Here is a 15596-nt window from a genome sequence, read left to right as displayed (position 1 = left end):
CGGCGGCTCTCGATTCAGACCGACAGGCGCGCGGCGACTCCCGGGCTCCCGACTCAGACCGCGTCGTTTCGGATGATCAACACGGCGATGTCGTCCCGGGGCGGCTCGGCCGAGAAGTTGATCGCGGTGGAGCGCAGCCGGGCGGCGACCACGTCCGCCGAGTAGCCGGCGAGTGGGGCGGCGGCCTCCCGCAGTCGGTCCGGGCCGAAGAGTTCCCGGCCGCGTCGCCGCTCGGTCACCCCGTCCGTGTAGAAGATCAGCGCGTCCCCGGGGTCGAGCGGAACCATCGACGTGGGAGAGGTGATCGTGTCGAGCAGGCCGAGCGCCGTCCCCCCGGCGCCGACGAAGGACGCCCCACCGGCGGTGCGCAGCAGCACCGGCCGGTCGTGCCCGGCGAGGTGCAGCGACACGTCGAGCTGGTTGCCCGCCCCCGGCCCGACCGCGGCCAGCGCGAGCGTGCAGTACCGTCCGCCACCCCGCTCGACGAGGGTCTCGTTGAGCCGGGTCAGCGCCTCCGGCAGCGGCTTGCCGTCGCCGACCAGCACCCGGATCACGTCGCGGACCAGCCCGGTCACCGCGGCGGCCTGGACACCCTTGCCGGAGACGTCCCCGATCACCACCAGCCAGCGACCGTCCGGCAGCGGCAGCACGTCGTAGAAGTCGCCGCCGACCTCGGCGTCGTCGCCGGTCGGGACGTACTCGGCGGCGAAGCCGATGCCCTCGATCACCGGCAGCACCGGCGGAAGCAGCGACTGTTGCAGGGTCTGGGCCACCCGGCGGCGCTCGGCGTGGATGCGGGCGTTCTCGATCGCCAGCGCGGCCCGACGGGCCACGTCCTCCAGCACGGCGACCTCGTCCGGGTCGTGCCGGTGACGCTGGTGCCGGCCGACCGCGAGGGTGCCGAGCCGCTGCCCCCGGGCGACCAGCGGCACCGCGAAGCCCTCCATCAGCCCGTTGAGCGGCACCTGCGTGCCGATCCGGATCGCCTCGCGAAGCCGGGCCTGGATCGAATCCTGGCCGGTCTCCCGGAGCACCTCGTGCAACTGCGGCAGGACCGACTCGTCGGCATGGCTGGCCGCCGCCAGGTTGAGCCGCCCCCACTCGTCGGTGATGTGCACCGCGCACCACTGCCCGAGCCGGGGCACCACGAGCTGCGGGATCAGCGCCATGGTCAACTCGACGTCGAGGGACTGGGCGAGCAGTTCGCTCGCCTCCGCCAGGAAGGTCAGCCAGGCCTGCCGGCGGACGTCGGCCCGACGCAGCCGGTCGTTCTCGAGGTGCAGGGAGAGCCGTTCGGCGGCCAGTGCGGCGAGCGGGTGAGCGTACGCCGAGGGCACCGCGTCAAGTTCCAGCTCACCGGAGTACGGCCGCTGCACCGCGAGCGGCACCCGGAGCAACTCGCTGTCGGTGCGGGGCTGCCGACCGTACCGGGCCAGCACCTGGGCGCCCTGCCCGTCGCCCCGATCCAGCCGGACCAGCCCGCCGGTGGCTCCCACCATTCCGGCGACCCGGGTGAGCAGGTCGGTGGCGAAGTCGGGGAGGGGATCGTCGGCGTACGGCTCGGGGCGGGTCTGCATCAGCTCGCTCATCGCGGCCGCGCTGGGCCCGCTGGCCTCCGCCGGGTTGCCGTCGCCGTCGCCCGGGGCACAGGGAGCGAGCCGGCGGCCCTCGGCGAGCGCGTCCCGGCGTTCCGCGGCGGAGACCGGACGGTCCAGCCGGAACCAGACACCCTTGCCGGAGGGGAGGTAGGTCGTCCCCCAGCAGGTCGCGAAGTGGTCGACCAGGAGCAGGCCCCGCCCCCGCTCGGCGACCTGGGCGATGTCGGCCGAGTCGTTGCGCACCCCGACGGTCAGCTCGTCCACCGGTCCGGGCGCGAAGTCGGAGACCATCACGCTCAGCCCGACCCGGTCCGCGACCACCTCGATGTCCAGCTCGGTCTGCGCGTGCTCCACCGCGTTGGTGGAGAGTTCGGTGGTCAGCAGGAGCGCCTCGTTGAGCAGTTCCTCCAGGTGCGCCTCGGCGAGCACCGACCGGACGACGGCCCGGGCCGTGGCGGGCGTACGGCGGTCGGCGGGGAGCCGAACCCGCCGGACATGCTCGTCTGGACCGCCAGTCGTCGGCCCCGCCTCCGCTGCCATTCCCGTATCCTCCCCTCCCATTTGCCCGAAAGCCAAGCGGCCAGGCCGCTTGCGGCCCCCGGGCGCGTCGCCCTCCCGTACGCCGACCCAGCCCGCCCCGCACTCCAGTCAGCCTGTTCCGCACGCCGTTGTGGCCCGTCCCGTTCCACCGCGCGGCGCGACAGCGCATCGACGGGCGGGAGTGCCCGGAGCGGCGCGGAGATGCGATGTACGGAAACGGGCACAATGATGGGATGGCCGGCACGAGCCTGGAGGCCCCCGAGCTGAGCGAGGAATGATGACGACGGCGAGAAACCCCGCCGGCGCGGACACCGCGACGTGCGACCACGATGCTGTGCTCGGCGAGCTGGCGGCGGCGCTGCGTCGGGTCGGTCAGGGCGACTTCAAGGTCCGGCTGCCCCGGCGGGCGGGTGCGGCCGGCGACGTGGTCGACGCCTTCAACGACGTGGTGTCGTTGCAGGAACGGCAGTACCTCGACCAGCGCCGGATCAGCCGGATCGTCGGCCGGGAGGGCCGGCTCACCGAGCGGCTCGACGAGGAGGGGCTGGACGGCTCCTGGGCGGAGGGGCAGCGCGCGGTCAACTCGCTCATCGACGACCTGGGGCGGCCCACCACCGAGATCGCCCGGGTGATCGTGGCGGTCGCCGACGGCGACCTCTCCCAGCACATGGCGCTGGAGATGGACGGCCGACCGCTGCGCGGTGAGTTCCTGCGGATCGGCAAGACCGTGAACACCATGGTCGGCCAGCTCTCCTCGTTCTCCAGCGAGGTGACCCGGGTGGCCCGGGAGGTGGGCACCGAGGGCAAGCTCGGCGGTCAGGCCGACGTGCGCGGCGTCGCCGGCACCTGGAAGGACCTCACCGACTCGGTGAACACCATGGCGTCGAACCTGACCCACCAGGTGCGGTCGATCTCGCAGGTCTCCACGGCGGTGGCCAAGGGCGACCTGTCGCAGAAGATCACCGTGTCGGCGAAGGGTGAGGTCGCCGAGCTGGCGGACACCATCAACTACCTGACCGACACGCTCCGGCTCTTCGCCGAGCAGGTGACCCGGGTGGCCCGGGAGGTGGGCACCGAGGGCAAGCTGGGCGGCCAGGCGGAGGTGCCGAACGTCGCCGGCACCTGGAAGGACCTGACCGACAGCGTCAACTCGATGGCGTCGAACCTGACCGCGCAGGTCCGCAACATCGCCCAGGTCTCCACGGCGGTGGCCCGGGGCGACCTCTCCCAGAAGATCACCGTTGCCGCCCAGGGCGAGATCCTGGAGCTGAAGGACACGGTGAACACGATGGTGGACCAGCTGTCGTCGTTCGCCGACGAGGTGACCCGGGTGGCCCGTGAGGTGGGTACGGAGGGCAAGCTGGGCGGTCAGGCCCAGGTGCGCGGGGTCTCCGGCACCTGGCGGGATCTCACCGAGAACGTGAACCAGCTCGCCGGCAACCTGACCAGCCAGGTGCGGAACATCTCCCAGGTCTCCACGGCGGTGGCCAAGGGCGACCTGAGCCAGAAGATCACCGTGGACGCCCGCGGCGAGATCCTGGAACTGAAGAACACCGTGAACACGATGGTGGACCAGCTCTCGTCGTTCGCCGACGAGGTGACCCGGGTGGCCCGTGAGGTGGGCACCGAGGGCAAGCTCGGCGGTCAGGCCCAGGTGACGGGGGTCAGCGGCACCTGGCGGGACCTGACGGACAACGTCAACTCGATGGCGTCGAACCTGACGTCGCAGGTGCGGAACATCGCCTCGGTCACCACCGCCGTGGCCAAGGGTGACCTCTCCCAGAAGATCACCGTCGACGCCCGGGGCGAGATCCTGGAGCTGAAGTCGACGGTGAACACGATGGTGGACCAGCTGTCGTCGTTCGCGGACGAGGTGACGAGGGTCGCGCGTGAGGTGGGCACCGAGGGCAAGCTCGGCGGTCAGGCCCAGGTGCGCGGCGTCGCCGGCACCTGGCGGGACCTGACGGACAACGTGAACTCGATGGCGTCGAACCTGACCGCCCAGGTCCGGAACATCGCCCAGGTCTCCACGGCGGTCGCCAAGGGTGACCTGTCGCAGAAGATCACCGTCGACGCGCAGGGCGAGATCCTGGAGCTGAAGTCGACGGTGAACACGATGGTGGACCAGCTGTCGTCGTTCGCGGACGAGGTGACCCGGGTGGCCCGTGAGGTGGGCACCGAGGGCAAGCTCGGTGGTCAGGCCCAGGTCAAGGGCGTCAGCGGTACGTGGCGGGACCTGACGGACAACGTGAACTCGATGGCGTCGAACCTGACGTCGCAGGTGCGGAACATCGCCTCGGTCACCACCGCCGTGGCGAAGGGCGACCTGGGCCAGAAGATCACCGTCGATGCGCAGGGCGAGATCCTGGAGCTGAAGAACACCATCAACACGATGGTCGACCAGCTGTCGTCGTTCGCCGACGAGGTGACCCGGGTGGCCCGGGAGGTGGGCACCGAGGGCAAGCTCGGCGGCCAGGCCCAGGTGCGCGGGGTCTCCGGCACCTGGCGGGACCTCACCGAGAACGTGAACCAGCTTGCCTCCACGCTCACCACCCAGCTCCGGGCGATCTCCCAGGTGTCGACGGCGGTGACCCGGGGCGACCTGACCCAGGCGATCCTGGTCAAGGCGCAGGGCGAGGTCGCCGAGCTGAAGGACAACATCAACCAGATGATCGTCACCCTCCGGGAGACGACGAAGAAGAACGCCGAGCAGGGCTGGCTCGACTCCAACCAGGCCCGGATCAGCGGTCTGCTCCAGGGGCAACGGGACCTCGGCGAGGTCTGCCGCATGATCATGATGGAGGTGACGCCGCTGGTCGACGCCCAGCTCGGCGCCTTCTTCCTCGCCGACACCGCCGACGGCGTCACCCGACTGCGGCTGACTGCCTCCTACGGGTACGTGGCCCGGGGCCACGAGGTCACCTTCGGCCCCGGCGAGGGCATGGTCGGGCAGACCGCCCTGTCCCGCCGTACGATCCGGATCAGCGCGGTGCCGGACGGCACGATCACCCTCCGCTCCGGCCTGGCCGAGACGAACCCGGCCGACCTGGTCGTCCTCCCCGTCCTCTTCGAGGGGGAACTGCTCGGGTGATCGAGTTCGCCAGTGTGGCGGCCTTCTCCGACCTGCACCTCTCCTTCCTGGAGCGGCTGGTGCTGACCATCGGCATCGCGGTCAACACCATCCAGGCCAACCGGCGTACGGAGGAACTGCTCGCCCAGTCGCAGCGGCTCGCCCTCGAGTTGCAGGAACAGTCGGCGGAGTTGCAGCGCACCAACGCCGAACTGGAGGACAAGGCCCAGCTCCTGTCGGAGCAGAAGGGCAACATCGAGACGAAGAACCGGGAGATCGAGCTGGCCCGGCTCGGCCTGGAGGAGAAGGCGCAGCAGCTCACCCGGGCCTCGGCGTACAAGTCGGAGTTCCTGGCGAACATGAGCCACGAGCTGCGTACGCCGCTGAACTCGCTGCTGCTGCTGGCCCGGCTGCTCGCCGAGAACTCGGAGCAGAACCTCACGCCGAAGCAGACCGAGTTCGCGCGGACGATCCACAGCGCCGGTTCCGACCTGCTCTCGCTGATCGACGACATTCTCGACCTGTCGAAGATCGAGGCGGGCCGGATGGACGTCCAGCCGACCGAGATGCGCTTCTCCGACATCCGCGGCTACGTCGAGCAGGCGTTCAAGCCCCAGGCCGAGGAGAAGGGACTCGACTTCCAGGTCGAGGTCAGCAAGGACCTGCCGACCACCGTGGTCACCGACGCCCAGCGGCTGCAGCAGATCCTGCGCAACCTGCTCTCCAACGCGGTCAAGTTCACCGACGCCGGGACGGTCACCCTGCGGATCGGCCCGGCGGCGGAGAACGTGGTCTTCGACATACCGGCGTTGACCAACGCCCGGCAGGTGATCGCCTTCACGGTGGTCGACACCGGGATCGGTATCCCGGACGACAAGCTGTCGCTGATCTTCGAGGCGTTCCAGCAGGCGGACGGGACGACCAGTCGCCGGTACGGCGGCACCGGTCTCGGGCTCTCCATCAGCCGGGACCTGGCCCGTCTGCTCGGCGGCACGATCACCGTCGCCTCCATGCCCGGCCAGGGGTCGACGTTCACCCTCTTCGTACCCGACGTGCTGGCCCCGGACGCGGTGGTCGCCCCGCTGCCGCCCTCGCCGGCCCGGGCCGGACTGCCCTCCTCGCTGCTGATGCCCCCGCCGGAGATGCCCAAGCCCCCGGAGGGACCGGCGACGCCCCGGCTGGAGGGCGCCACCGTGCTGATCGTCGACGACGACGTCCGCAACGTCTTCGCCCTGACCAGCGCGTTGGAGCTGCACGGCATGACCGTGCTCTACGCGGACAACGGCGCGGACGGCATCCGGCTGCTCGCCGAGCACCCGGAGGTCGACATCGTGCTGATGGACGCGATGATGCCCGACCAGGACGGGTACGAGACGACCCGTTCGATCCGGCGGAACCACCGCTTCGTCGACCTTCCGATCGTCTTCCTCACCGCGAAGGCGATGCCCGGGGACCGGGAGTCCGCACTGACGGCGGGCGGCAGCGACTACATCACCAAGCCGGTCGACCTGGACCAGTTGATCGAGCTGATGTCGTCCTGGATCAGTGGCAGCCGACACGAGGAGAACCAGTGACCCAGATGGCGAAGGCGCTGCTGGTCGACGACCGACGGGAGAACCTGATGGCCCTGGAGGCGATCCTCCAGGGACTGCCCGTGCAGTCGGTGGCCGTGGAGAGCGGCGAGGCGGCCCTGAAACAGCTCCTGGTGGACGACTTCGCGGTGATCCTGCTGGACGCCCAGATGCCGGACATGGACGGGTTCGAGACGGCCGGGCACATCAAGCGCCGGGAACGGACCCGGCACATCCCGATCATCTTCCTCACCGCCGCCGACCGGGACGCCCAGCTCGCCCTGCGCGGGTACGCCGTCGGCGCGGTCGACTACCTGACCAAGCCGTTCGACCCGTGGGTGTTGCGGGCCAAGGTGTCGGTCTTCGTCGACCTGTGGTCGAAGACCCGGCAGCTCGCCGCCCAGTCCGAACTGGTCCGCGAGCGCGAGACGCAGTGGCGGGTGCTCACCGACGCCGTCGACGAGGCCACCGCCCTGCTCCGCTCCGACGACCCCGACGCCCGCGACCGCGCCGTGGAACTCCTCGAACAAGCCCGCTGGGGCACGCCCCTCTGAACCCGCCCCGCCTCCCGCGTGCCGCGTCGCCCCCGCCCGCTGACCCCGATCGATTAGAGGTTCGCGTCAGGCCGCGGCCGTTTCGGTGACGCAGACCTCTTGATCAACCCAGAAACGGGGGCGGGGTCAGGGGGCGGACTGGTTGTTGCGGATCATCAGGGCGGAGCGTAGGCCGGTGATGTCCAGGACCCGGAGCAGGAAGTCGCCGACCTGGGTGAGCACCAGCAGGCTCTGTGCGTGACTGGCCTTCCGGCTGAGCACGACGAGGGTGCCGAGCCCCTGCGAGTCGCAGAAGGTGACCCCGCCGAGATCGAGGACGATGCGTGGCGGCGGATCGGTGAGGATCTCGTTCACCGCGCTGGAGAGCTGGGCTGCGGTGAGCATGTCGATCTCACCGACCAGGCGCAACACCACTTCGTCGGCCGTTCGGTGTACCGTGATGGCAAGTTCAGCACGATCCACCGGGCCAGCCTAGCGCGATCCGGGTCACCTGGCTGGGCGAGGCCGATCCGACCCCCTGCCGGGCGTGGCGGCCGGAGCCGGGGTGAGTCTGGTAACCCTGGTCAGGGGTGGTTGTCGATCGGGCCCCCGACGCTGACACAATGGCCGCATCGTGACGGATACGAACCCTGCCGGAACCGGCCGTTACCCGGCCGACGCACCGGCCTCCGAGGCCCTGTTCGACCGCGCCCGCGCCATCGTGCCGGGCGGGGTGAACTCCCCTGTGCGCGCATTCCGTGCCGTCGGTGGCACCCCGCGCTTCATGGCCCGAGGGGAGGGCCCCTGGCTGTACGACGCGGACGAGCGACGCTACGTCGACCTGGTCTGCTCCTGGGGGCCGCTGATCCTCGGTCATGCGCACCCCGGTGTGGTCGAGGCGGTGCAGGCCGCCGCCGCGCGGGGCACCAGCTTCGGTACGCCGACCCCCGGTGAGGTCGAGTTGGCCGCCGAGATCGTCGACCGGACCCCGGTCGAGCAGGTCCGGCTGGTCAACTCGGGTACCGAGGCGACCATGTCGGCGATCCGGCTGGCCCGGGGCTTCACCGGCCGGTCCAAGATCGTCAAGTTCGCCGGCTGTTACCACGGGCACGTCGACGCGCTGCTGGCCGCCGCCGGCTCCGGGGTGGCCACCCTCGGCCTGCCCGACTCGCCCGGCGTCACCGGCGCGGCGGCCGGCGAGACCATCGTGCTGCCGTACAACGACCTCGCCGCCGTGGAGGAGGTCTTCGCCGCCGAGGGGCCGCACATCGCCGCGGTGATCACCGAGGCCGCCGCCGGCAACATGGGCGTGATCGCCCCCCGCGAGGACTTCAACCAGCAGCTCGCCCGGATCGCGCACGCGCACGGCGCCCTGCTGATCCTGGACGAGGTGATGACCGGTTTCCGGGTCTCCCGTTCCGGCTGGCACGGCCTCGACCCGGTCGACGCTGACCTGTTCACGTACGGGAAGGTCATGGGGGGTGGGCTCCCCGCCGCGGCGTTCGGCGGGCGCGCGGAGATCATGGCCCGGCTGGCCCCGGCCGGCCCGGTCTACCAGGCCGGCACCCTCTCCGGTAACCCCCTCGCCTGCGCCGCCGGCCTGGCCACCCTGCGGTTGGCCGACGACGACGTCTACCGCCGGCTCGACACCACAGCCGCCACCGTGGGCAAGCTCGCCGGTGACGCGCTCGCCGCCGCCGGGGTTCCGCACCGGCTGTCGTACGCGGGCAACATGTTCTCGATCTTCTTCACCGACGCCGAGGTGGTCGACTACGACAGCGCCCGCACCCAGGAGGTGCCGGCGTTCACGGCGTTCTTCCACGCGATGCTGGCCGGCGGGGTCTACCTCCCGCCGAGCGCGTTCGAGGCGTGGTTCGTGTCGGCGGCGCTGGACGACGCCGCCCTGGAGCACATCGCCGCCGCCCTACCGACGGCGGCGAAGGCAGCGGCAGCAGCAGGCCACGGGGGGTAGGTGCGGTGAGCAGCAAGACGGTGGTCCACGTGCTGCGGCACGGCGAGGTGCACAACCCCGACCAGATCCTCTACGGCCGGTTGCCCGGGTTCCGCCTCTCCGAGTTGGGCGTGCAGATGGCCAAGGCCGCCGCCCAGGGCCTGGCCGACCGGGACGTCGTGCACGTGGTGGCGAGCCCGCTGGAGCGTGCCCAGCAGACCGCCGAGCCGATCGCCGCGCAGTTCGGCCTCCCGATCGGGGTGGACGAGCGGCTGATCGAGAGCGCCAACTGGTTCGAGGGCAAGAAGGTCTCGCCAGGGGACGGCTCCTTCCGTGACCCGCGCAACTGGTGGGTGCTGCGGGACCCGATGACCCCCTCGTGGGGCGAGGCGTACCGGACGATCGCCGAGCGGATGTTCGCCGCGCTGCACGCCGCCCGGGTCGCCGCCGAGGGACGCGAGGCGGTCTGCGTCTCCCACCAGCTCCCGATCTGGACACTGCGCCGGCACGTCGAGCGCAAGCGGCTCTGGCACGACCCGCGCCGCCGGCAGTGCGGCCTGGCCAGCCTCACCTCGTTCCACTTCGAGGGGGCGAAGATCGTCGGCGTCGGCTACTCCGAGCCGGCCGCCCACCTGATCGCCATGTCGCCGACCGCCCGGACAGCCAAGGGGGCCTGATGGACGCCCGGAGGTGGACCGCCGGTCTGCTCGTCACCGTCGCCACGGTGGCGCTGGCCGGGTGTACCGCCGAGGGCGCCGAGCAGCGCTGCGTCACCCGGGACGGCTTCCTGGAGTGCGCCCCCGACCAGCGCGGCAACGCACCCGACGTCACCGGGGAACTCCTCGGCGGCGGCAACTACGACCTCGACCAGGACCGGGGCAAGGTCGTCGTGATCAACTTCTGGGGTTCCTGGTGCAACCCCTGCCGGGCCGAGGCCGACGACCTGGAGAACACCTACCAGGCGACCAAGGGCTCCGGGGTGACCTTCCTCGGCATCAACGTGACCGACAGCCGGGACAAGGCGAAGGCCTTCGAGAAGAACTTCGGGGTCACCTACCCGAGCCTCTTCGACCCGCCCGGCCGTACCGCCCTGGACTTCGACATCGCGCCGAACGCGATCCCGGCGACCATCGTCCTCGACCGGGAGGGACGGATCGCGGCGCTGCGCCGGGGCGCGGTCCTCCAGGACGACCTGCAACCCGTCGTCGAGCGGGTCGCCGCCGAAGGCGCCCGCTGATGGGCGAGACCTTCCGCACCCTTGCCGAGAGCGGCCCACTGCTGCTGGCGATCGGCGCGGCGGCGCTCGCCGGGCTGGTCAGCTTCCTCTCCCCGTGCGTCCTGCCGCTGGTTCCGGGCTACCTGTCGTACGTCACCGGCCTGGCCGGCGCCGACCTGGAGGGCCGGGGTGGTAGCAGGGGACCCCTGTTACCGGATTCTGCCGAGGAAGGGTCCCCTGCAACCACCCCATCCGGTGGCGGCACCACCTCAGCCGGCACCACCTCAGCCGGCGGCACCCCAGTCGGCGGCGGCACTGCGGTCGGGGTGCGACAGCGACAGCAGACGTCGTCGACCGCCGCGGTGAAGGGGCGGGTGCTCGCCGGGACGCTGCTCTTCATCGCCGGTTTCACCGCGGTCTTCACGGCCACCGCGATCCTCTTCGCCAGCGTCGGCAAGGTCCTCTTTGCGTACGAGCGGGCGCTGGAGATCGGCATCGGCGCGTTGGTCATGGTGCTGGGGCTCGCCTTCGTCGGGGTGCTGCCCGGTCTCCAGCGGGAGTTCCGGATCCACCGGCTGCCGTCGGCCGGCCTGGCCGGCGCACCCGTCTTCGGCGCGGTCTTCGCGCTGAGCTGGATGCCCTGCACCGGCCCGACCCTCGGCGCGGTGCTCGGCATGGCCGCCGCCGGTGGGCAGACCGACCGGGCGGTGGTGCTCGCCGTGGCGTACTGCCTGGGGCTGGGCCTGCCGTTCGTGGTCTTCGGGCTGGCGTTCCAGCGGCTGCTCGGGGTCTTCCGGCTGATCCGGCGCAACAGCCGCTGGGTCACCCGGGTCGGCGGGGTGCTGCTGGTTCTGATCGGGCTGGCCCTGGTCACCGGGGGTTGGCAGAGCTTCGTGATCTGGTTGCAGACCACCTTCGGGGTGGGCGAGGTGAGCATCTGATGGCGATCGTCGACGACCGGCCGGCGACGCCGTCCCCGCCGGCCCCGCGCCGGCCCAACCCGCTGCTGGCCCTGCTGCGCAACTCGTGGCGGCAGCTCACCAGCATGCGTACCGCGCTGGTCCTGCTCTTCCTGCTCGCGGTCGCCGCCGTCCCCGGCTCGGTGCTGCCGCAGCGTGGGGTCAACCCGGAGGACGTGGACGACTTCTTCGCCGAGCACCCCGACCTGGCCTCGACGCTGGACCGGATCGGCGGGTTCGAGGTCTTCGGCTCGGTCTGGTTCTCCGCGATCTACCTGCTGCTGTTCACCTCGCTGGTCGGCTGCATCGTGCCCCGGCTGCGCGACCACGTACGCGCGCTGCGGGCCGTACCGCCGGCGGCGCCGAAGCGGCTGGAGCGGCTGCCGCAGCACACGGTCCTGACCGACCACGACGGCGACCCGGAGGCCATCGCGGCGGTGCTGCGCCGCCGCCGCTGGCGGGTGGTGGTCCGGGGCAACGAGGTCTCCGCCGAGAAGGGGTACCTCAAGGAGACCGGGAACCTCCTCTTCCACACCTCGATGATCGCGGTGCTGATCGGTGTCGCGCTCGGCTCGTGGTACGGCTGGAGCGGCAACCGCCTCCTGGTCGCCGGTCCGGACAACGCCTTTTGCAACACCCAGTTCCAGTACGCCGAGTCGAAGTTCGGTGCCCGGGTGCAGAGCCCGGACCTGCCCCCGTTCTGCCTGACCCTGGACAAGTTCGACGCCCGGTTCCTGGAGTCCGGTCAGCCGGAGTTCTACAACGCCACGGTGACCGTCTCCGAGGACGGGAAGGCGGACCGCCGGGAGGAGTTCTCGGTCAACTCGCCGTTGCGCCTCGACGGGGCGAACGTCTACCTGCTTGGCCACGGGTACGCGCCGGTCATCCGGTACACCGACCGCAACGGCGACTCGCAGACCTCGACGGTGCCCTTCCTGACCATGGACAACACGCTCACCGGCGAGGGTGTGGCGATGTTCCCGGACATCAACGTCGACCCGGCGACCGGCAAGCGCGACCCGGACCTCCAGATCGCCTTCGAGGGGCTCTACCTGCCCACCGCGCCGGACGCCCCGCCGTACGTGCGGTCGGAGCACCCGACCGAGCGGAACCCGGCGGTCTTCCTGGTCGCGTACCGGGGCAACCTGGGTGTGGACGCCGGCATCCCCGGCTCGGTGTACCAGCTCGACCAGCGGCAGGTCCGCAACGGCAAGCTCAAGCAGCTCGGCGACGCGAAGCTGCTCAAGCCGGGTGAGAAGTGGACGCTGGACGACGGCACCTCGGTCGAGTTCCTCGGCACCGAGCCGTTCATCACCCTCTCCGTCCGCTACGACCCGGGCTCGACGCTGATGCTGGTGAGCTGCGGCGTGCTCCTGGTCGGCCTGATGGGTTCGCTCTTCGGCCGCCGGCGACGGGTGTGGTTCCGGGTGCTCCCGGCCGGGACGGGCGGCACGGTTCTCCCTGCCGGCACGGGCGGCCCCGGCGGCGCGGTCCTTCCGGCGGGAACGGGCGACCCCGCCGCCGCGACGACGAACAGCACCGACGACCCGGCCGGAAGATCCACGACGGGCGGTAGTAGTTTGGTGGAGGTCGGTGGGCTGCCGCGCACCGAGTACCCCGGGTTCGCCGCCGAATTCATGCAGCTCGTCGACGAGGTCCGAGGCGCCGGCGGGGCAGGTTCCGCCAGTCGGCCCGCCCCGGGCTCGCGAGAAGGGACCGAGTGATGTCCGCGCTCTCCGATCAGCTGGTGACCTTCGCGATCCTCACGTACCTGGTCGCGATGATCTGCCACGCCGTCGAGTACGCCCTCGGCAACGCCCGTACCCGGGCGATGGCCGCGACGCCCGCCCGCGAGCTGGTCGGTGCGGGGGTCGGCGGATCCGGCGGCGGCCCGGTCGTCACCGAGGCGGGCTCGGACGCTGGTGTGAAGCCGCCGGCGCGTCCGGGTGGGCGGGGCCGGTTGGCCGGTCGGATCGCCGTCGTCGCCACCGCGGTCGCCGCCCTGCTGCACCTCGCGGGCCTGGCCAGCCGGGGCGTCGCCGCCGACCGGATGCCCTGGGGCAACATGTACGAGTTCGTGCTGACGGTCTCGTTCATCGGGGTCGCGAGCTGGCTCGCGGTGCTCTGGAAGCGCCCCTCGCTGCGTCGCCTCGGGCTGTTCCTGACCCTGGTCATGGTGCTCCTGCTGGCCACCGCCGAGCTGGTGCTCTACGTACCGGTGGTGCCGTTGGTGCCGGCGCTCAACTCGTACTGGTTCGTCATCCACGTCTCGACGGTGGTCTTCGCCTCCGGTCTCTTCCTGCTCGGTGTGGTGCCGGCGGTGACCTACCTGATGCGCGCAGGGTACGAGCGGGGCAAGCGGAGCTTCCCGTACACCCTGGCGAAGCGTATGCCGTCGGCGGAGAGCCTGGAGCGGCTCACCTTCGCGCTGCACGCGTTCGCCTTCCCGGTCTTCACCTTCGCGGTCATCGCGGGCGCGATCTGGGCCGAGGCGTCCTGGGGTCGGCCGTGGGGCTGGGACCCGAAGGAGACCTGGTCGTTCATCTCCTGGGTGATCTACGCCGGCTACCTGCACGCCCGCGCCACGCCGAGCGTGAAGCGCAACGTGGCCACCTGGATCGCCGTGCTGGGCTTCCTGACCATGCTGATGAACCTGTTCGGCGTGAACATCTTCTTCGAGGGCCTGCACTCGTACGGCGGCCTCGACTGATCCACGGCCGGTAAAGGCGACCGCCGGCGCCCTGACGGGCAGCCGGCGGTCGCGTCGATTCGGGATCAGGAGATGGTCACGGGGGCGCTGTCGTTCGCCGGGTTGTCGTCCGTCCGCGGGTAGCCGTACGGGATGCGGACCTCGCCTGCGGCGTCGAGTGGGCCGTCGATCCGCAGGTCGAAGCCGACCAGGAAGGTCTCGCCGGCCGCGAAGACGCCACCCGGCTTGGTGCAGTACCAGGTCACCGGCTCCTCGCCGCCCTCTCCGTCGCCCGTGGGCGAGCAGCCCGTCGGCTGGTTGGCAACGACCGTGCCGGCCGGCGGGACGAAGGCGAAGAGAGCCGCATGCCCGCCGGAGATGGTGCCGTCCGGGACGCCCGGGCCGTCGTTGCGGATGCCGACCTGGACCGTCACCGTGTCGCCCACCGAACCGGTGGCGGCGGCACCGAGCGCCACCACGTCGAACGCGCCGGGGACGTCGCGCAGGTAGTACTGGCCGGACGGGTACTGGTGGTCGGCGCTCAGGACATCGACCGGCACACCCACCTGGCGGAGCCGGAGGGCGCTGTCGGCGGGACGTCGCTCCAGTACCACACCCTCAGGCGGCGGGCCGGCGGTCGTGGCCGGCTCCACCGTCTGCACGATCCGCTTGTCACCGAGGGCGGCCGGGCCGACCGTGGTGGCGAAGCCGCCCGGAACCTGGTAGCTCAGCCCGGGGGAAAACGTGCCCGGGATGACGCAGACCACGATGGTGCTGAGCTGGCCGCCCGCACCGTAGCCACAGTTGCGGTAGGCGGCGGGCTCCAGCCCGACCGGGAACCGGATGGTGAGCCGGAGACCGGACACCGCCACGTTGCCGGCGCTGGTCAGGGCCACCTGCATGGCGAGGGTGTCGCCGGTGTCGACATCGTCGACGTACTCGTTGACCAGGCTGACCACGTCCGGCCCGGCGTGCACCGAGACAGCGGCCTGCTGGGTCTCGCCGTCGACGCCGTCGGCCAGCACGGTGTAGCCGATCGTCCCGGCCGCGCCGTCGGCGGCACCGGGGACGCCCCGCAGCACGACCGGCACGGTGCCGTTCAGCGTGCCGAACTCGTCCGGGGTGGCGGTGGGCGGCATCGGGCACGTGACCCCGGCGCCGGCGGTGACACACCAGTCCGGGAAGGTGGCGGTAGCGACTCCGGTCAGCCCGCTCAGGTCGAAGACGACCCGGGGATTGGTCGCTCCGCTGCTGCTCAGGCTGAGAGCAGCGGTCCGGCCGGGGGCACCGGCGGCACCGACGGTGGTGTCGCTGAGCCAGCCACTGACCCAGCCGGGGTCGGTCTCCGCCGCTGCGGGGTTCGCCGCCATGCCGACCAGGGTTGCCGCCGCGAGCGCCGCCGCGCCGACCTGGAACGTGCGGGTAACACGCACAAGTGCCATGGGACTCCTCAGGGAGGGTGAGCCGCT

At 71.3% G+C, this 15596-nt stretch carries 10 protein-coding genes and 1 pseudogene; 8 read left to right on the top strand and 3 right to left on the bottom strand.

The window, feature by feature from the left end:
- Positions 1–53: 53 nt before the first annotated feature.
- On the bottom strand, positions 54–2138 hold the full coding sequence (locus GA0074692_RS23615; protein WP_091647638.1) for a SpoIIE family protein phosphatase: 2085 nt from the start codon (positions 2136–2138) through the stop codon (positions 54–56).
- Between the two features lie 274 nt (positions 2139–2412).
- Between GA0074692_RS23615 and GA0074692_RS23610 the strand changes: the two are divergent.
- Positions 2413–6782: pseudogene (locus GA0074692_RS23610) on the top strand (HAMP domain-containing protein).
- Positions 6779–7333 carry a response regulator gene (locus GA0074692_RS23605; RefSeq protein WP_091647636.1) on the top strand — a complete coding sequence of 185 codons (555 nt, stop codon included), beginning with the start codon at positions 6779–6781 and terminating at the stop codon, positions 7331–7333. Before GA0074692_RS23610 ends, GA0074692_RS23605 begins: the two are co-directional and overlap by 4 nt.
- Before the next feature lie 126 nt (positions 7334–7459).
- Here the strand turns inward: GA0074692_RS23605 and GA0074692_RS23600 are convergent, their stop codons facing one another.
- Positions 7460–7795: an STAS domain-containing protein gene (locus GA0074692_RS23600; RefSeq protein WP_091647633.1), complete on the bottom strand. Its 336-nt coding sequence runs from the start codon at positions 7793–7795 to the stop codon at positions 7460–7462.
- 151 nt (positions 7796–7946) lie between these two features.
- On the opposite strand from GA0074692_RS23600, the gene hemL reads away from it, so the two are divergent.
- The 6 genes from hemL to ccsB are packed head-to-tail and all read left to right on the top strand — an operon-like array spanning position 7947 to position 14148.
- A complete protein-coding gene (gene hemL / locus GA0074692_RS23595) occupies positions 7947–9284 on the top strand; it encodes a glutamate-1-semialdehyde 2,1-aminomutase (protein ID WP_091647631.1) in 1338 nt (445 codons plus the stop codon).
- Between the two features lie 20 nt (positions 9285–9304).
- Positions 9305–9940 carry a histidine phosphatase family protein gene (locus GA0074692_RS23590; RefSeq protein WP_176738734.1) on the top strand — a complete coding sequence of 212 codons (636 nt, stop codon included), beginning with the start codon at positions 9305–9307 and terminating at the stop codon, positions 9938–9940.
- Positions 9940–10500, top strand: a complete 561-nt coding sequence (locus GA0074692_RS23585) for a TlpA family protein disulfide reductase (protein ID WP_091647627.1) — start codon at positions 9940–9942, stop codon at positions 10498–10500. The genes GA0074692_RS23590 and GA0074692_RS23585 overlap by 1 nt, the downstream gene beginning before the upstream one ends.
- A complete protein-coding gene (locus GA0074692_RS23580) occupies positions 10500–11420 on the top strand; it encodes a cytochrome c biogenesis CcdA family protein (RefSeq protein WP_091647625.1) in 921 nt (306 codons plus the stop codon). Before GA0074692_RS23585 ends, GA0074692_RS23580 begins: the two co-directional genes overlap by 1 nt.
- Positions 11420–13162: a cytochrome c biogenesis protein ResB gene (gene resB / locus GA0074692_RS23575; RefSeq protein ID WP_091647623.1), complete on the top strand. Its 1743-nt coding sequence runs from the start codon at positions 11420–11422 to the stop codon at positions 13160–13162. Before GA0074692_RS23580 ends, resB begins: the two co-directional genes overlap by 1 nt.
- Positions 13162–14148 carry a c-type cytochrome biogenesis protein CcsB gene (gene ccsB / locus GA0074692_RS23570; RefSeq protein WP_091647621.1) on the top strand — a complete coding sequence of 329 codons (987 nt, stop codon included), beginning with the start codon at positions 13162–13164 and terminating at the stop codon, positions 14146–14148. Before resB ends, ccsB begins: the two co-directional genes overlap by 1 nt.
- A gap of 65 nt (positions 14149–14213) precedes the next feature.
- Here the strand turns inward: ccsB and GA0074692_RS23565 are convergent, their stop codons facing one another.
- Positions 14214–15569 carry a hypothetical protein gene (locus GA0074692_RS23565; RefSeq protein ID WP_141725393.1) on the bottom strand — a complete coding sequence of 452 codons (1356 nt, stop codon included), beginning with the start codon at positions 15567–15569 and terminating at the stop codon, positions 14214–14216.
- Positions 15570–15596 lie beyond the last annotated feature (27 nt).

Origin of the sequence: Micromonospora pallida (assembly GCF_900090325.1) — a bacterium.
Lineage (GTDB): Bacteria > Actinomycetota > Actinomycetes > Mycobacteriales > Micromonosporaceae > Micromonospora > Micromonospora pallida.
The sequence above is the reverse complement of the archived record's forward strand: the minus strand, read 5'-3'. Positions and strand labels throughout refer to the sequence as shown.